This window comes from Rhodococcus sp. IEGM 1351, assembly GCF_030056875.1.
Lineage (GTDB): Bacteria > Actinomycetota > Actinomycetes > Mycobacteriales > Mycobacteriaceae > Rhodococcus_F > Rhodococcus_F opacus.
Map to the genome: position 1 here is coordinate 406,169 of NZ_JASHKU010000003.1, position 17,895 is coordinate 424,063.

General features: G+C 64.6%; 13 protein-coding genes and 1 pseudogene. 8 read left to right on the plus strand and 6 right to left on the minus strand.

Annotated elements, in window-relative coordinates; genetic code table 11:
- Positions 1–129: 129 nt before the first annotated feature.
- Positions 130–1,569, minus strand: a complete 1,440-nt coding sequence (locus QM806_RS07905; protein ID WP_133986276.1) for a family 43 glycosylhydrolase — start codon at positions 1,567–1,569, stop codon at positions 130–132.
- A gap of 123 nt (positions 1,570–1,692) precedes the next feature.
- The gene (locus QM806_RS07910) at positions 1,693–2,124 is read right to left on the minus strand and encodes a nitroreductase/quinone reductase family protein (RefSeq protein ID WP_005264044.1); all 432 of its coding nucleotides are present in this window, start codon (positions 2,122–2,124) and stop codon (positions 1,693–1,695) included.
- Positions 2,125–2,430: 306 nt separating this feature from the next.
- On the opposite strand from QM806_RS07910, the gene QM806_RS07915 reads away from it, so the two are divergent.
- Positions 2,431–2,829: a hypothetical protein gene (locus QM806_RS07915; protein ID WP_007300758.1), complete on the plus strand. Its 399-nt coding sequence runs from the start codon at positions 2,431–2,433 to the stop codon at positions 2,827–2,829.
- On the opposite strand, the gene QM806_RS07920 is transcribed toward QM806_RS07915, so the two are convergent.
- Positions 2,813–3,316: a hypothetical protein gene (locus tag QM806_RS07920; RefSeq protein WP_271213914.1), complete on the minus strand. Its 504-nt coding sequence runs from the start codon at positions 3,314–3,316 to the stop codon at positions 2,813–2,815. The two genes, QM806_RS07915 and QM806_RS07920, sit on opposite strands and share 17 nt — an antisense overlap.
- Before the next feature lie 127 nt (positions 3,317–3,443).
- Between QM806_RS07920 and QM806_RS07925 the strand changes: the two genes are divergently transcribed.
- On the plus strand, positions 3,444–4,760 hold the full coding sequence (locus QM806_RS07925) for an HNH endonuclease signature motif containing protein (RefSeq protein ID WP_283290959.1): 1,317 nt from the start codon (positions 3,444–3,446) through the stop codon (positions 4,758–4,760).
- A gap of 95 nt (positions 4,761–4,855) precedes the next feature.
- On the opposite strand, the pseudogene QM806_RS07930 reads toward QM806_RS07925, so the two are convergent.
- Positions 4,856–7,460: pseudogene (locus QM806_RS07930) on the minus strand (LuxR C-terminal-related transcriptional regulator); the annotation flags it as partial.
- A 287-nt stretch (positions 7,461–7,747) separates the two neighbouring features.
- Here QM806_RS07930 and QM806_RS07935 point away from each other — a divergent pair.
- The 5 genes from QM806_RS07935 (at position 7,748) to QM806_RS07955 (ending at position 12,117) form a co-directional block, all read left to right on the plus strand.
- Positions 7,748–8,173, plus strand: coding sequence for a hypothetical protein (locus QM806_RS07935; RefSeq protein WP_283290960.1), 426 nt, complete (start codon positions 7,748–7,750; stop codon positions 8,171–8,173).
- 188 nt (positions 8,174–8,361) lie between these two features.
- Complete coding sequence (locus QM806_RS07940; protein WP_283290962.1) at positions 8,362–9,639, plus strand: S8 family serine peptidase; 1,278 nt, start codon at positions 8,362–8,364, stop codon at positions 9,637–9,639.
- A 16-nt stretch (positions 9,640–9,655) separates the two neighbouring features.
- Positions 9,656–9,898 (plus strand): hypothetical protein, encoded by a 243-nt coding sequence (locus QM806_RS07945; RefSeq protein ID WP_283290964.1) that lies wholly within the window; start codon positions 9,656–9,658, stop codon positions 9,896–9,898.
- 454 nt (positions 9,899–10,352) lie between these two features.
- Positions 10,353–11,030: a chymotrypsin family serine protease gene (locus QM806_RS07950; protein ID WP_283290966.1), complete on the plus strand. Its 678-nt coding sequence runs from the start codon at positions 10,353–10,355 to the stop codon at positions 11,028–11,030.
- An 886-nt stretch (positions 11,031–11,916) separates the two neighbouring features.
- Positions 11,917–12,117 carry a hypothetical protein gene (locus tag QM806_RS07955; RefSeq protein WP_283290968.1) on the plus strand — a complete coding sequence of 67 codons (201 nt, stop codon included), beginning with the start codon at positions 11,917–11,919 and terminating at the stop codon, positions 12,115–12,117.
- A 502-nt stretch (positions 12,118–12,619) separates the two neighbouring features.
- Here QM806_RS07955 and QM806_RS07960 read toward each other — a convergent pair.
- Both QM806_RS07960 and QM806_RS07965 read right to left on the minus strand, forming a co-directional pair.
- Positions 12,620–13,774, minus strand: coding sequence for an acyltransferase family protein (locus QM806_RS07960; protein ID WP_283290969.1), 1,155 nt, complete (start codon positions 13,772–13,774; stop codon positions 12,620–12,622).
- A 90-nt stretch (positions 13,775–13,864) separates the two neighbouring features.
- Positions 13,865–14,497, minus strand: coding sequence for a transposase (locus QM806_RS07965; protein ID WP_283290970.1), 633 nt, complete (start codon positions 14,495–14,497; stop codon positions 13,865–13,867).
- A gap of 1,823 nt (positions 14,498–16,320) precedes the next feature.
- Here QM806_RS07965 and QM806_RS07970 point away from each other — a divergent pair.
- Positions 16,321–17,844: a sugar transferase gene (locus tag QM806_RS07970; RefSeq protein WP_283290972.1), complete on the plus strand. Its 1,524-nt coding sequence runs from the start codon at positions 16,321–16,323 to the stop codon at positions 17,842–17,844.
- The last annotated feature ends 51 nt before the right edge of the window (positions 17,845–17,895 follow it).

A 17,895-nucleotide genomic window follows, 5' to 3' on the forward strand; every position in this document is an offset into this window, starting at 1 on the left:
GTCACCGTGGCACCCATCCTGACCTACGCTGGCCACTATTTCAATAGCGATAGGCGAGAAACATTGCGGAATCAGTTGTCGAAGTAAGAATCGGACACCGAATCGGTTGTTCCGTACTGGGCTGCCTCGTCAGCGCGCGACCGTGCCGAGGTGCAGCGACACCGAGCGGACCGGGCTGATCCTGGCCTCCTCGCCGGACTTAACGGCGTGAACGGTGCCGAACTCGACGGTCTCGTCGGGGAAGGTGCCCGCGAAGGCGTAGGCGTAATAGGTCCCCGAGACCGCATCTCCCGGGACCGTGTAGGCGATGGCCTCCTCGAACACCTCGCCGGGTTGCAGGTCTACATCGACCGGCCCGAAGAACGGATCGCTGGTCTGGCCGTCCGGCGACACGGCGCTCACCCACACCTGCCCCGCGTAGGGACGATCGTCGGGGGCCTCGACGAGCATGGTGGTGTCGACGGTCCCGCCGCCCGGAGGCAGCGTGGTGTCGGAATCGGCGCGCAGCGTGACCCGCACCGGCAGATCCGTGTCGGGGTTCGCCGGCCCGGTCGACGCGGGCGATCCGTCACCGACCTCGGGCCAGCCGTTCGCCCACACGATCCGGTCGATCATCCCTTCGCGCCGGCGGGCTCCGCTGGGCAGATCCCGGTTGTCGCGCGGAATGGCGTGGTAAACGATCCAATCCGAGCCCGCGTCGTCGGAGACCACCGTGTTGTGGCCCGGCCCGGCCCACGGTTCGCTGCCGGCGAGGATGAGGGCGCCGCCGCCGTCGTTCAGGTCCTGACCCTTCCGGTCGAGGTACGGCCCCGTCAGCGACTCCGACCGGCCGACGAGGACGCGGTAGGCGGTGTCGGCGCCGTTGCAGCAGTTGCCGGCGGAGAGGAACAGGTAGTAGTAGCCGTCGTGGAATTCGACGTAGGGGCCCTCGAAGCGTTCGTCCGCCACCCGTACGGGTTCGCCGGCCGCCGCGGTCCCGTCCGGGCTGAGCGGGATGGCGTGGACGCCCTGGAAGTTGCCGACGAACATCGTCTTCGTCGTGCCGTCGTCCCACACGAACGGGTCGATGGTGCCGCCGACGCCGACGTCGTGGGCGCAGAACACCGGGCGGCCCAGATCGGTCCACGGTCCGGTGGGCCTGTCGGCGGTGGCGAGACCGATGCACGGGTTCGACTCGTCGTAGAGCGAGTAGTACAGGCTGTACTGGCCGTCGGACTCGAGGACGTTCGGTGCCCACGCGAGCTTGCCGTCCGGATGCCACGCGGGCCGGTCGGGGAAGACGTCGCCGAGGTACATCCAGTCCATGAGGTCAGCGGACTTGAAGATCGACATGTTGTGCATACCCTGGCCGTCGCCCCAGTCGTCGGCGGTCGTATACATGTAGAACATGCCGTCGGACGCGCGGACGACGCTCGGGTCTGCGGCCACCGGTTGCACGATCGCTTCGGCCGTCGCCGACGGGGCAGGCGCACCCATGAAGACGAGAAGCATCAGCGTCGTTACGATCCACCCACGCCGCGGACGGTGTCGGGTGCCGGACTTGTGCAGCGCAGCATCGTCAGTGTTCACGTCACTCCCAACCTTGCCCGCCCGGAATCCGCAAATCTATAAGGGTGAGGTCGAGGTTAAGGGTGGAACCGGCTCACTGCGCCGGACTGCAACCGAACCGTGTTCTGCCGGCGGTGACCGCGGTCAGGTCGTGGGGTCGAGCAGAACCAGAGGGATCTCGCGGTCCGTTTTCTTCTGGTAGCCGGCGTATCCCTTGTAGGCGGCGGTCACTTTCGGCCACAGACGGGCCCGCTCCTCGGGGGTTGCCACGTGGGCGCGCATGGATTGCGCGGGGTTTCCCTGGAGCGACAGTTGGACCACCGGGTTGGCCTGCAGGTTCAGGAACCACGCGGGGTTGCGGTCGTCGCCACCACGTGAGGCCACCACGACGAGGGTGTCGCCTTCCCGCACCGGGACGGTCAGCATGACGCTGTGCACCTTCCCGGTCTTGCGGCCGACGGTGGTCAACTCCACCGCCGGCATCTTGCCGAAACTCCGCCCCACCCGCCCGCCGGTAATGCGCAGCAGGGCGCGGTGGGCGGCGTTCATGAACTTGAGTCCGCGGTCCGTCGGCATGGTTTTCAGGGTAACGGTTTCAGTGTCCGTGGGAGGTTGCCTGCGCCGTTGACGGATTGGTCGTGGACGAGTTCGCTCGGGCCGATTCCGGCCTCGCCCGCGATTCCGGCGAGTTCCGCGCCGACCGACTCGTGCGGTTCGTCGGCGGTCGCCTTCTTCTGCGGCCCCCCGCACCCCAGGCGCTGTGGCCCGATCGGGGGACAGTCGAATCATCCGATTCAAGGCCCGATCGGGGGACAGTCGCGACGCCCGATTCGCGACAGGATGACTCTCATGCGAGTCGGACGCAGGAACAGGACGAGGTAGATGTCGACGATTGCGAGCACCACATTGGCCGAGGTGGCGTCCGAGTGGTGCACCGAGGCGGAGATTCAGGTGCAGTCATCGGCTGCCGCGGGCGGGCGAAATGTCACGCGGAGTGTGTTGTTCATCGGCAACCCATCCACCGTCACCGAAGTGACGCACTGGGCCGCCGTGCGGCACTGGACGGTGGAGCAGGGGCTGAAACCCGTACGCGAACTCCAGGGTGACGTGCTGTGCGCGATCGTCACCGAGGCCGTCGCCGACGGGACCGGTGCGTCGGCGGATGCGGCGGTCGTGCAGCGCGTGCGCGCCCGAGGCCTGGACTGCATCCCCGTTTACGACATCGAGCCGTGGGGGACGGCCCGGTTGCCCGGTGCGCTTCCGCCTACGTCGGCTCCGTGAGCGCGCGTTGGGCTGCGGGCCAGAATTCGAAACCTGCGGTCATCAGTCCGCCGAGCCCGATGATGATCACCGCGGCGTCGACGCTGGTCCGCCCCTCCTTCGCCCAGTAGACGTCTTGCAAGTCCAGCAGCAACGCCAACTCGTCGACGATGAGCGCGGTGCCGACGCCGTATGAGATCGGCACCGTCGGATGGTGGCGTTGCTTCTCGGAGCCACGTACCGCCACGGCCCCGACCCCGGCCAGAGCCGCGATGCCGAGGTTGTAATGATGGAAATGGCGGCCGTGGAGACTCAACCCACCGCCGGCCGGTCCATGCCCGCGCCTGATCCAATGAGTCAGCGCCCGCACCCCCGCGAACGTCAGCGTGAACGCGCCCCACGACACCACCGCCGACTGCTCACTCGGATCGAGCTTCCTCCGCCACGCGGCACGCAGACGGCGCAAGCGACTGCGGTGGGGTTCGGTCGCCGGGTCCTGGGTCGTCACACCGTCAAGCGTGCCACCCGTCCGCGTACTTCGTATGTCGTTCCGGGACTTCTTCGGTGGGGTTCCCGAAGGTCGCGGCTGTCACGAAACCATTGACTCGAACAAACGTTCGAAGTAAGATTCGAACATGGGGCTCGGGGGAGATATCCAGGGGGCGTTGTCGGACGAGATTCTGGCGACCGCGGTCGGTGATGCGTGGCGTCTGGCCGAGGCGGAGGTGCTCGATTCGGTCGTTCGTATCTCGGACGAGATTCAGCGGCTCGAAGCCTTGCGCGTCAAGCTCGTCGGTGCCGTCGACCATCGCTGCAAGGTTGATGTGCTGGGGTTTCCGAACACCAAGATGTGGCTGGCTTCCAAGACATTTCTCGAGGTGGGGGCGGCGGGGCGAATCGTGCTGTTGGGCCGAGGGTTGCGTCTCCAGCCGGAGATCGCGGACGAGTACTTCGACACCAACATTTCGGCGGAGCACGCAGCGCTGATCATGAAGTTCTGCGAACGGCCACCCAAGGGCATGCCGCTCGAAGCGTTGGATGACTGCCGAAATGCGTTGCTGTTCGCCGCAACCGGTCCCACCGCGAACACGGACGCAGTGCGCGCCGTCATTGCCAGGCTGGAACGCGCCTTCGAGTCCGACGATCCGCCGCCCAGTGAAGACACCGACCTCAACGAGTTCCACGCATCCAAGACACTCAACGGACGCGTCGCCGTCAGAGGCGACCTGGATGCCGTGACCGGTGAGATGCTGCTGTCGGCGCTCTCCGGACTGTCCAAGCCACGGCCCGCGCAGGACGGAACCAAGGACCCCCGCACTCCCGGGCAGCGGCGGGCCGACGGGTTCACCGAACTCCTGCGCCGCTATCTCGACTCCGGGATCGCGGGCGAAGAAGGCGGCGAACGACCACACGTCTCCCTCCACGTCAACGCCAAAGATCTCGCCGACCACACCGACTGCAGTGCACGAGCACAGCAGGATGCCGCTTCGTCCGACGACTCGCTCTTCGCCGTCGATGGGGTGGCGTGGACCGAGTGGATGGGGCCACTGAGTCTCAGGGCAGCCCGGCTCCTCAGCTGCGATTCGATCTACACGCCGATCGTGCTCGACGACAACGGAGCGCCACTCGACCTCGGCATCTCCACCCGGACAGTCACGAAGAGGCAGCGAAAAGCGTTGGTGGCGCGGGATCGAGGATGCGCGTTCCCCGGGTGTGGTGCGCCGCCGTCCTGGTGCGAAGGTCACCACATCATTCACTGGTCCGCAGGCGGGCCGTCCGACATGGGTAACCTGGTGCTGCTCTGCGGATTCCACCACCGGCTGCTGCACCACAGTGACTGGGAGATAGAGATGGGAGCCGACCGGCACCCCACGTTCATCCCACCCCGGCAGGTCGACTGGGAACGAAAGCCGATACCGGCGCACAACCGGGCCCGGCCCCGAGCCTCCTGACCCGGGAACCATGCCGACTCTGCAACAGGATGATTCCTGTTGCCGAGTCGGCATGTCGTCGTGCCCGGAGTCCGGTCGGTGTCACCGAACCGTCGTCCCATCGCCTGCGCAAGACCGTTGCGATCGGCGACGTCGAGCTTCATACACGCACGGTAGATATGACCCTCTACCGTCCGCACCGAGACGAACAACCGATCGGCGATCTGGCGGTTCGACAATCCGGCCGCAACCATCGACCCCACCTCACGCTCACGACTTGTGAGGGGGAGTGGGTGGGCTGCCTCCACCAGCGCAGGAGAGGACATGTGATCGCATCGGGCCGACAGGGCTTCGGCCGCGGCAGCGCACTCGATCGAACGCCGCTTGTCGCCGGCATGCGTAAACGCGATCGCTGCCCGAGCATACGCGTCAGCGGCGTCCGGCAGGGCACCAATTCGCTCGAACTCGGCTGCTGCTGATGCCACACCGCATCCATTGCCTGCCGGCATAGCCGCCGAATGACGGGCAACGATGTCGACAAATTCGCCGTCGCAGATGTCGGCTAACTCGGCGAGACGCGTGGCGGTAGTCGTGTCGCCGAACCGGGTGGCAAGGTGAAGCGCGACCGCCTCGATGCCGAATTGTCCTGACTGACAAGCGCACTCTGCTGCCGACCGCGACAGGTCGACGGCCCGCGAGGTTTCACCCCGTGCTGCGGCGAGCCACGCCTGCGACATCATGAGTTGGGGCCCGAACACGGCCACGTGCCGGCCGTTCCGAGCCTGCGCTGCGGTGATGATGCCGTCCGCCTCGTGAATGCGGCCGAGTTCCGCATACGACTGACCGAGCGCGATGTAGGCGGGAAAACTCCATGAGATGGCGTCGGCCGTATCGCCGACGTTGAGGGCGGCGATCGCCTGCTCGAGGCGACCCGCGGCGTCGGTGAACCGGCCGCGGGCAAGTTCCACCGTCCCGACCAGGATGTTCGCAAGCCCCCACGCAACGTATCGGCCGCTGGACGCCAACGAGAGGTATTCCTCGGCCCGGTGTTGCGCCGCGGCAAACTGTCCGGTGAGGGTCAACGCCAGGATCTCGCCGTGCGCGGCCGGGAACCGCAGCAACCCGTCGATCTGATCGGCCACCGCCGCGCTGCGTGCCGCCAGTTCCGGCACACAGCCTCCGCGTCCCATGAGTGCCAGGGACAACCCGCCACCGAAGTACGCCCACTCGATCGCCCACGGCAGCACTCAGTCGGCGGCCAGAATCGCCTTCGCCGCCGCTGCTGCTTCCTCGGGCCGATTCTCGAACACCGCGCACACCGAGCCGATGCCCTCGCATGATCGGGACGAGACTGGGATGCGTGACCTTCTCGCGAAGTACCGCGAGGACCTCGTCGGCCTTCTCCGACTCGCCGCTCGCCCAGAACAGGTTTGCGATCCGCGACGTACCCCAGCGCACCAGTTGCACCTGGTCCAGGCTGTCGGGAGAAAAAGACAGCAGCAACGATTCCGCCTCGGTGGCGTGCCCCTGCCACAGCAATGCTCGGGCCAGGAGGTCGGCGGCCTCGAAGGTCCCGGTCTGGTCGAGCGCCGCGCGCGCGAGCCGTTCCCCCAGAGGGACATTCGCCAAACCGATCGCATCCTCCGCCGCGTTCACCAACAGATCGGGTTCGACCGACCGATCGCTGTCGAGAGCCAGCTCTGCCAGGCGAATCCGATTCGAAGATCCGACCACGGCCCGGCTGCTCAGAGCCTCCACGAGCTGTCCTCGGAGCCTCCGGCCTGCAGCGCGCCCCACGCGTCGTCGAATCACTTCACCGAACAGTGGATGCGTGTAGCGGACGTCGAGGCGGTGTCCGTCTTCGACGATTCTGACGAGGCCGCGTCGCTCGGCCTCCTCCACTGCGTCGTCACCCGCGAGCTGACCGAGGATGTCCAGATCGAGCGGCTCGCAGAAAGTAAGGAGCTGCAACGCCTGCAACACGTCGTGGGGAATCTGATCGATCCGGTGCTCCAGCAGGGAGGCGAGTTCGGAGGTGATGGCGGCACGGCCCCGCAACTGCCAGACCCCACCGGAACGGCGCAGCGTCCCCGCTTCGAGAGCGCCCTCCACCAGATGCCGGACGAACAGCGCGTTCCCGCCCGACGCCTCCCAGATCATGTCCGCGCTCAGCCCCTCGAGGGGGCCGTCCAACACGGACTCGATCAACTCGATGCTCTGTTCTCGGCTGAACGGCGCCAATTCGAGCCGCAGGAGGTGACCGTCCTTCCACAACGACGTGATCGCGTCGGGCACGGTCTCGCCGTTGCGAACGGTGGCGACGATGTGCACCGCCCTGTCGAGGGCAAGCTGATGAAGGAAGGTCGCCGAGAGCTGATCGAGGAGGTGCGCGTCGTCGACACCGATCACCACGTCGCGACTGTGGCCGTCGTCGAGGAGCGCCTGCCGCGCCGCCGACAGAAAGGCGACCGGATCCCGGGAGGTGGACGCCCCGACCAGATGAGCGAACACACCCAACGGGATGCTTCGCGCCGACTCGGTGCCCGCCACCCATTTCACGTCACGCGGCAACGACTCGGTGGCGAACCTTGCGAGGGTGGGCTTGCCGACGCCGGGATCGCCCGTGAGGACGACACCGCATCCCCCGGACCGAGCCGTGAGCGACGCGGTGATCGCGAAGAACTCGACTTGCCGCTGAATCAGAGGCCACGTCGGACCCATGCACTGATTCTAGATTCTCGCGCCACCGGTGACAGCACCGAGTCGAGAATTGGACGCGAGTTCTCCAGCGAAACAGTGCAATACAACCTTGGAGCCGCTTTAGGCCGCAGTACTCCAGAGACTTCGATGGGTTGAGCTGCGAGACACGGGCACGAGTTCGGTTTCGAGAGCGACCGAAGGTATGTCCGCACGATCGGGTAGGACGCTACTCGCGAGATTAGCCGATATCCGGGCCACGCTGAATGGATATCGCGGAACGTTATTGCGTCGAACTGCAGGAGCATGTCATGACCGCGCGGCCGGAGCCCTTCTTCAGTTGGACGGCGAGACGAGTCGAACTCCATGAATCCGAGTCCGCTGTCCTGGTGTTGGACGAAGTCGTGCCGGTGGGAACCGGCACGGCGCGACTGATCGCCACCCGCGTCGACGACGTCGACTACCTAGCACTGATCGTCGGCGACGTCGCCGACCGACACGACGTCGCGGTCCGCGTCGTCGACGAGGAAGCCCTCCTCATCGAGGGCAGCCGATCCGAATCCTCTCCGGAGATCCTGATCGGGTTGCGGGCCGCACAGAGCATCTGCGGTTGCTCTGATGCTCGGCACGTCGACAGCCAGCTGTGCCTGGACGGTCCGATCCGGACGATGATCGCATCGATCGGAGTGAGGTCCGTCGTCGTCGACTGGTACCACGTGATCTCTGCGGTCGCATGAACCTAACTACTCACCCGGACAGCCCGGCCCGCCACAAATTCGGGTAGCGCGCCACTCGCGGAATTCGGGTGCCCGCGCCGGAGAGTGGAGGGAGTCCCACGAACGTCACCGGCGATCGAAAACTGAAGGTAGTTAGACACATTGACGCGACGACGAGCGCGCCGCGATCCAGAGTAAAGGACGAAACAGTGATATTTCCACAAGATTCCGACCGTGACGGCGACGGGCCCGTCGCCGATTCGCGGGCCGAGACGACGGGCCGTCAGGTCGTGGTGTTCACGGACGACGGGAGGCGAGCGGGTCCCACAGCACTCCTACGGTCCCTCACCGGCGTCTCGACCGTAACAAGAAGTAGCGAGTTAGTTTCTTCGGCAATGGATCTCGAACTGGCGGGAGTGTCCGACGCAGTTCTGTTCGACGAACTTGGAATTGCAGTGGTGACCGCGGACCCAGACCAGTTGGCCGCACTCCGCACGGCGGCCGCCTCGCCCGACGTCGCGGTCCTCTCGGTCGAACCCGAGTTGGTCCACCATGCGCTGGACAGTGAAGACACCGTCGTAGAGATAGCACGGCCTGAGAACGGCGCAGCCGCGCCAGTAGACCTCGACCAGTTCCTGGATACGCCGGAGTTCACCTGGGGACTGCAGGCGACGCGCACCACGACGTCGAAATGCAGTGGGCGCGGTGTCAGGATCGCCGTCCTCGACACCGGATTCGACCTCACCCACCCGGATTTCCACGGTCGCACCGTCACGGCCCAGTCGTTCGTTCCGGGCGCAGCACCCCAGGACGGGCACGGACACGGCACTCATTGCATCGGAACGGCCTGCGGTCCGGCGGCAGCGACCGGCACCCGCCGATACGGAGTGGCTCATGAGGCCGACATCTTCGTCGGGAAGGTTCTGTCGGATCAGGGGCGTGGCGTGGACGGTGGGATCCTCGCAGGCATCGAGTGGGCCATCGCGAACGGTTGTCAGATCGTCTCGATGTCGCTCGGTGCCGACGTCGCGTCGGTGTCGGTCGCCTACGAGACGGTGGGGCAGCGGGCGCTGGCGGCCGGAGCGCTGATCGTGGCCGCGGCCGGCAACAACGCGAACAGGGCCGCCGGGCGCCCGGGGCTGGTGGGCGTACCCGCCAACAGTCCGTCGATCATGGCCGTCGCTGCAGTCGACCCCGATCTCGGGCTGGCCAATTTCTCTGCCGCGAGCAACCCCGTCGCCGGTGGTCAGATCGACGTGGCAGGACCTGGCGTGCGGGTGTTCTCGTCGGTGCCGATGCCTGCGCGCTACGGCTCGAAGAATGGAACGAGTATGGCCACTCCGCACGTCGCGGGCATCGCTGCCCTGTGGTGTGAGAAGACCGGGCGCACCGGCCGCGATCTGTGGTCACTGCTCACCCAGCATTCCCGGCGGCTCGGGTTGCCGTCACTCGATGTCGGCGCCGGGCTGATTCAGGCATCCGGGTAGAAGGGCTCGACGTATCGTGCCAGGCATCGTCGGAATCAGTGTCACGGTGGACGCCGACCACGTCGAGGACATCGACGTGGTCGGCGTCGCGCTGGCCGAGGAGGGCATGCGTGTCGACGCGGTGCACCGCACGATCGGAATCATTTCCGGTTCCGTCCCCGCGAGCCGACTGGCAACCCTCGAGGTAGTCCCGGGAGTCCTCGCCATCGAACTGGAGCAGCACGTCGACGTCCGCTGTAATGGCCCTGAACAGGGGTAGGCGACGCCCTACGACTTCGGGAGGGTTGGCTATTTCGTTTCGTCGTTTCTAGCTCACGTTGCCGAAATTGAGGGCGTGCAACAGCCCCGAGACGAACTGGGTGAACATGCCAAGAGGCTATCCCAAACGCCGCTGTCCATGAGCACTCTCCCGGTAGGTATGACGAAACCCCGCTCAACGTCGGGGAGAAGGCGGGGTTTCCGCGCCGGCTATCGGATGGGTCCACCGATGCGAGCTGATCATAAATGGACAACTCGATCACTGGCCAGTCAAAATGAGCCGTGTATATCCTCCGAATGACAAGGGCATGAACCGCTTCCATCCAGAGTTGCTCAGCTTGTCCCTCGCGCCTCTCGGAATGCGAGGCTTTCGTCGCCACGCACCCCCCGTGAGTGGGCGTTCCAGTAAGAAGAACAGGAGAATGCTCCCCAAGTCGGAGAAACAGGAGACAAGGATGAAGATGACTTTGGTCGCGGTTCTGGCCGCGCTCGCGGTGACGCTCGGTGTCGCCCCGGTGGCGCAGGCGGGACCGACCATCCATGTCGGGCCTGGTACCGCCTACACCCCGTATCCGGACGTCGAGGGGTACTGCACGATCGGCGCGGTCGGCACCGACAACACGGGCCGCTTGGTTGCGCTGACTGTCGGCCACTGCCATCAGGGCGCGGGTACGGCCGTCTATAAGGTTGGTGACGCTGGCAAAGGGCCGATCGGCTGGGAGACCGACGTGTACTCGCGCAACACGGACGGCACGTTCACGGCACTCGATTATGCAGTGATCCGGCTGAACCCGGATGTTGTCGTGCCGAGCAAGTACAGCGACACCACCGACGTCGTCGTCTCGACTGTCGGCGATGCCTCGCTGTCGAACATGGGGTGCAACCACGGGGCAACCACCGGCAAGAATTGCGGGGTCATCGGCAAGGTAGATGGTATTCACCTCCAGAACTGGGCGGTGATGTGGCAAGGCGATTCGGGCGGTCCGATCGTGGTGGGGGAGACGCTCGTCGGCCTCAACATCGGTATGGACTTCGGCACCCAGCCGACGACGTTCTACGGGAAAATCACGCCAATTCTGGCGGATATCAATGCAAAGGGTAGCTACGGTGCCGGGTTCACTTTGGTGCAGTAACTGCAGGTCCCACCACATACCCTGGCGTGGGCTCGTGTAGCCGCGCTTTGCGCTGAAGGGACGCCGGTGTGGTCCCTGACAGCTCACTGTTGGGTCTATCGGCCAGAACGCGCGTCATTCCGCAACGGGTCAAACACCCCAACGGCGTCGGCTCTGGATGCCACTTATGCCCCTGTCTCGGTGGGCGCGCTGGCGACCGGTGCGGTGCAGCCGGTCGACGGCCGGGTATCCGCGTCGAAGCTGCCCAACTTCTTTCGCACCACTGCCACCCAGGCATTCGCTGCGGACTCAATCTGGAACACCTCCGTCGGTTCGGGCGGACCTACGAGATCGGAACGGATACCGCGACGGAGAATTTCCTGGCCGGGACACAAGCGATAAACGACACACTCAAACGGCTATGGCTTCTACCTGAACGTGGCCCAGCCGTCCGACCCGCTTGGCGGCGGCTCCTACGAAAAACGGATCGGGCCACACGAGTTCGCTCACCACCGGATGCCCTACGATCCAGTGATCTCCTCCGGCACCGACAAGTCGATGCGCGTCATCGACGGCCGGTTCGCCTACGACTACTGGAAACCACCAAGGTAAACGACCTCACACACACTGCCGAGTTCATCACCCGCACCGACCTTCTCGGGTCGGGCATCAACGCAGGCACCCGAGCAGCACGTCAGCCCACTGCGGACGCCTGATCCGCTCGCACGAACTGTTCTCCTACTCCATCCCGCACACACTCGCGTTGGCAATCCCCGCATCGAGCCTCAAGCGGGGGTTCGTGTAGCCTGCTGCGGCCGAGGACAACATGGCGGTCACCTACTGGCCGTCGTGCCCAGGCAAATCGGGTCATTCGACCACTCGGCCGCAGCCGGGGTGAAGTTCTCCGATGAGGTCATCGCCGAGATCGAAGAGATCGCACCTTCCGGTGGTGGTGGTGGTGGTCCACCGCGTGGGCGGCGTCACCGACAAGCCTGTGGTCATCGCCGCCGGTACCGATGCGGCAGCCGCACGAACGGCGATCGGGGTGGGCGGACTGGACACCGCGAACTCCTACTCGACCACGCAGACGTTGGCGACCGCCTTTTAGCCTGCGCAACCCGCCGACTACACGCACCGCGTCGTCGACAACACTCACGAGCAGTAGCGCGGCGCTGAAAATGTGCAACGCAACAGTGGCCGCGGTGGCGATCACGCTGGCCGCCGTCACGATCGCCGGTATCCGGTTTCCTGATCTAGAAGTCGACAGAGCGTCAACACGGTGCAGGTGCCGGCGACGTCGATCGACGGGGCCGCGACCGTGAACTTGTCGACTCACCGGTCGTCGGTGAGGTGTGTTCGTCGTCGACCTCGGGCACCTGGTACGTCGTCGACAAGAGCTGCCCCCGCGTCCGTTGCATGAGCAGGTGGAATGGGTGGCTGCATCCGCACGCAACTCTCCAGCCGCTCGGACCCTCGACGCCCTCCCCGCACGTCGACGCGACATGGCGTTCATAAAGCGGCCCGAGTACCGGGATGCGGGAGATCCACACCGGGGGAGGCTTCGGAGGTTCATGTCCACAACGAGGGCAGGTGACGCCATCGGGCATCGCTTACGCCCCCTTACTGGTGGCGGACCGGGGTCGGGTCAGGGCTCGGGGCGCTTCGAGAAGCCAAGATGTGTAGCGGCTTCCGAGTATGAGTTGACCGGCCCACACGCAGGTCACCGTCAGTGACACTGCCATCACCAGCGGCACCAAGGTTTCGACAACGGGATGCACCGTCAGGGTATCCCCGAGTCCGGTCTTGGTGACCGCTGCGCTGATCACCGATATTGCGAACAGATGCAGGATGTACACGGGCAGCGTCGACCGGCCCAGCCACTGCATCGACCGCATCACTCTGGTCTCCATGCTCAGCAACGCGAGCCCTTGGCTACTGATGAGCAGGGCTAGTGGAGCGAGGATGACCTTCACTTCGTCACCGACACCCCACATCAGAACCGGCATGATTAGCGCTGCATACAGCGCGATCGACCCAGCCAGATAACTCCAGCGAGCACGCTTCATCAACGCGAACCACAGCGATGGAAGGCACGCGCCGAGGTAGAACCACAGGACGTTCGATGTGGCCGGACCCAACTTGAGCGCATCGAGTGGTTCCCGCATTGCGGTGTCGGTGGCAGCCTCGACCCACGGAGATACTGCGGAGAGCGCCACCAGTGGAACGAGACCCCACAGCCTAGAACGGCCGGCTAACAGCCGGAACGTCACCCAGGTCAACGTGAAGTAGATCGGCAGCGCCCAGAGGTACCAGAACGGTGTCGGTAGCAGAATGCTCACCGCAATCTCGACGGCGTGGGGTGGGGCTTCGCCGTCGCTTGCTCCTGGCACGAACAGACGAGCTAGGAACAGGGCCGTCCAGAGCGTGTACAGGTAGAGCAGCCCGATGGTTCGTTTCCGGCTAAGGTCCAGTGGCCGGCTGAGCGCATTGACGGACATCAGGCCGGAGATCAGGAAGAATAGTGGCATCCGGAACGGGGCGAAGATGTCGGTGACGGTCAGCCAGAACGTTGCATTGCCGTGGACCTGTTGATCGAACCAGATGGCCGAGTGCCCTAGGACTACCAGCGCGATGCAAAGCCCCTTGGCGGCGTCAGGCCACGGGATGCGTTGTCTCGGTGCTTGCCCTGTCGGTGCGTCAGTTGTTGGGCCTGTCGTCGGCTTTGCAAGCAGCATAGAGTTAACAGCTTCCCCCGATTGAGTCATGAGGGCTATCCTCCCGCACCGGTTGGTCTGCGCAAATCCACCGTCCGAATGGATCTGGCGTAGTTTTCGTGATTACCACGGGGCGCCTAGCTATCCGGCGTGTATGACGCGTTTGCGGAGTAGGTCGAAGCTGGCTCGCCCGTACATCTGCCGTTTGAGCATCTTGATCCTGTTCACCTGCCCCTCGATGCAGCCGGAACCGTGCGGCAGTGTCAACCCCGCGGTAACGGTATCGAGATCACGGACCAGGCCCGCAGCAAACGACCGAAGTGCCGGTGACCCTTCTCGCCGGGCGCGGCCGATCCAGGCGTTCAGGTCGTGGTCGCGCCGATCAACCATGATCTCGGCGAAGTCCCGGACGAGTCGACCGGTGATGGCGAGCGCGGGGTTGCGCGCCAGGAACGCGTCGTACCCGGCCCGGTCCTCGTTGGTGAGCCGGTCCGGTCGTCGGGTCAGCCACCCGGTGACCTGCCGGACGCGGCCGGCCTCTGGGGGCGGTGCGTTGTGGGCAGCGCGCAGTGGCTGCAGGAATCGGCGCACGGTCTTGGCGCTGCAGCGGAAGCCAAGTTCGGTGATCTCGCGGGTGAGGGCTGCCGCGTCGACACATCCGCCGGCGACGCGTTCACGCAGGTAGGGTGAGTACTCGTCGAGCAGACTGCGGCCGGTCCGCGTGGTCGGCAGCAGATCTTGGGCATCGGCGACGCGGGCGAAGCGCCGGACCATTACGGTCTAGTGGCAGTGTCCGGGAGATACACGATGTAGTTTTCCCTGCGAGAGCAATTCGTGGAAGGCGGCGTGGCGTTCCCGGCTTCGGGTGGCCAGGCGACTGTCGGTCGGGTCGGGAGGCGCGGAGGACGGGGTTGTCGATACCACGGACAGGCGTCGAAACGCGGCCCGCCACCAGCGGGCGTGCCTCCCGTGCGTGCCTTCCCGGCATACGGACTCAGCCGAAGGAAAGTTCTATTATTTGTCGGCGTCCGTCGTTGGTGCCCTTAAGGTTTCAGGAGCGAAGACATGACGCGGAGGGGCGGCCGGATCGAATCCGGCCACACGGCCAGAGCCGTCGATACAGAAGCGGAAGTATCCTAGTGGCCCGCCTGCTGACGCACGCCGACTCGTGCGAATAGATGAATCGTCGGAGGTGCAGGGCGGGCGGAACCGGCTCAGAGGCTGGCCTGGGATCGTGGATCGCCGCCTCACAGGTCGAGACCTCCCTGCCGCGCTGGTGTGTCTGATTCCCCTTCTGCACGTGCTAGAGGTGCGCCGTTGCCGGTCGGCGAATGAGCGGTCGTGGCCGGCTTTTCCGCAAACCCCACTCCCCAGATCAGAAGTGGTTAAGAAACAGGTTCATAGGTGTCGAAAAAGAGCGGGAGTTCGTAAGTCCGTTGCTTCAAGCTACGGTTGATCTGGTTTGTGGTCACCTTTCCGGGTTCAGGTAAATTTCGGCAAGTCGTGTATTGTGTTGGCTTACTTAGGGATTGATGTGAATGGGCGAAACATCAATCCTAGTGTGATTAGCCGTCATGCCTGCATCGCGAAGGAGGGGGTTGGGCCGTGAGGGAAAGTTCGTGCCCTCGGCTCCCTTGCTGTTGCAAAGTCTTTCCACTCGTGTAGAAAGAACGAGTGCCCGGCAGGGGTACGGATCGAGATTCCAACACCATCGCCTCGGCAGGAGTGAAATATGTCTGTAGATTTCGCCAGCATCTCGGAATTGATCAACTTCTTTGCTTCGTTCCTGACCTTCAGTTCGGAGGGTGGGTCCGCCGGAGTGTAAGTCCGGTACCGATCTGAAACTGGGGCACACAGCAACGCTGTGTGCCCCAGTTTTGTGTGATGGCATTCGGTGTCGGGCACCCAGTCCGGCCGTTAAACGCGCGACGCGATCAGGGGAGGCCGATTTGCCGCGTCGGCAACGTTCGGTGGACAGAACCACAGTTGGTTGCGTGTCCGGGTTATGCGGCGGTCTGGTCGGGCGGCCCGCCAGTCCGGCTCTTGCGCCGGCGGGGCAACTTTTCGCGCCGATCTTTTTGCCGGGCTGCTCTCCCGATCAGTATTGCGAGTGGTATCGACAACACCACCCACGCAATGACGATCCCGATTGTCCACCACCACACGACACTAGTATGCCGCACTCGAAGGGTCAGCCAGGCTACCGTACTCGACATTCGTAGCTGCGAAAATGCTGAGAATTTCCGGGCCGATCGTTCAGAATGCGGGCAGGTAGCTATCGGGATCCGGACCGCGAGTAAATTACGGCCGGCACCGTACCTGCTCGCCGGCGAGATCGCCAGCATTTCGTGTGACCTCTGGTATCAGATGGTCCGCCGGGCAATGTCATTCGCTCGATATACACACCTGCTGACCTGCAGCAGAAGGGCTGTACCGCCCTGTGGATCGGTTACTGTGAACCTGATCACTTGATGTCTCAACTTGGGGGTCCGCGTGCGAATATCGATGCGGCAGCAAACATCGGGCGATCGTCGTCTTCGCCATGTCGTGAGAACACACGAGCTCGCCAGTCAGGATGGCTCGAGCTCGGAAGGCGAATGGTGACGGCATTCGATGTTTCACCCGACTCGTCTCGGGCTCCGGAGAACGCAGCGGCGTTCGCGGCGGAAGAGGGCGGGTCGGACAGTCGCCGCGAGTGGCAGGCTGCGTACATCCGACGTCTGCTGATCTCGGACACGCTGATCGTGATCGCCGCGGTCGCGCTCGCGCAGTGGGTGCGGTTCGGTGACAGCGGCATCCTGACCACGAGCGGTATGGGACACGACCTGAGCTACACGCTCGTCTCCGCTCTGCTGATCGTGGCGTGGCTGACCACCCTGACGATCTTCCGGACTCGCACGGTGCGGGTGATCGGGAGTGGGCCCGACGAGTATCGACGGATTTTCGTGTCCACCGTGCGGCTGTTCGGCTTCATCGCGATGCTGGCGCTGTTGTTCCGCCTCGATCTGGCTCGGCTCTACCTCGCCATCGCGTTTCCCGTCGGGCTGGTGGCTCTGATGGCGAGCCGCTGGGCGTGGCGTCAGGTGATTGCGCGTAAGCGGTCGCGCGGAGAGTTTCAGACGTCGGTCCTGGTCGTGGGCAACGAACGTGCCGTCCGGAACCTCGCGGAATCCTTCGCCCGAGGTACGGCCGACGGGTATCGCGTGGTGGGCGTCTGCATTCCGGGACACTCCGGCGACCATGGCGACAAGATCACCGTCGCCGGCCGCGACATTCCCGTGCTCGGTAGCGAGCTCGATGTGATCGATTCGCTTGAGTTCTGTCACGCCGACACCGTGGCCGTCACGGCTACCGAGCATCTCGGGCACGAAGGGATGCGCGCGCTCGCCTGGGACCTCGAGCCGCACGACGTCGACCTGGTGGTTTCACCGGGAATGATGGATGTGTCCGGTCCGCGTCTGTCGATGCGGCCGGTAGCGGGATTACCGCTGATTCATGTAGAGAAGCCGCAATATCACGGCGCGCAGAAGTTTTCGAAGCTCGTGTTCGACATGATCTTTGCGATATCGGCACTCGTCCTGACGAGCCCGGTGATGACTCTGGCCGCGCTCACGATCAAGCTGACCAGCAAGGGCCCGGTGTTCTACAAGTCGGAGCGGGTGGGCCTGGACGGTCGTCCATTCCCGATGCTCAAGTTCCGCAGCATGGTGGTGGACGCCGACAAACAGGTCGCGGCGCTGATGACGGCCAACGAGGGTGCAGGCGTCCTCTTCAAGATCCGTGAAGATCCGCGGGTCACACGCGTGGGCGGCGTTCTGCGCAAGTACAGCCTCGACGAGCTTCCGCAGTTCCTCAACGTTCTGCGCCGGGAGATGAGCGTGGTAGGTCCGCGCCCGCCTCTGCGCCGGGAGGTCGAGGCCTACGACGGCACCGTCCGTCGCCGACTGCTGGTGAAGCCGGGTATCACGGGCCTGTGGCAGGTGAGTGGGAGATCGGATCTGTCGTGGGAAGAGACCGTGCGGCTCGATCTCTCGTATGTGGAGAACTGGTCGATGATGGGAGATGTCCTCATCATCGGCAAAACGGTGCGGGCTGTGGCGGTCGGTGACGGTGCGTACTAGTGGTGTGTCTCGCAAATAAATATGGATTGATTCGATAGAATCCGTGCATGA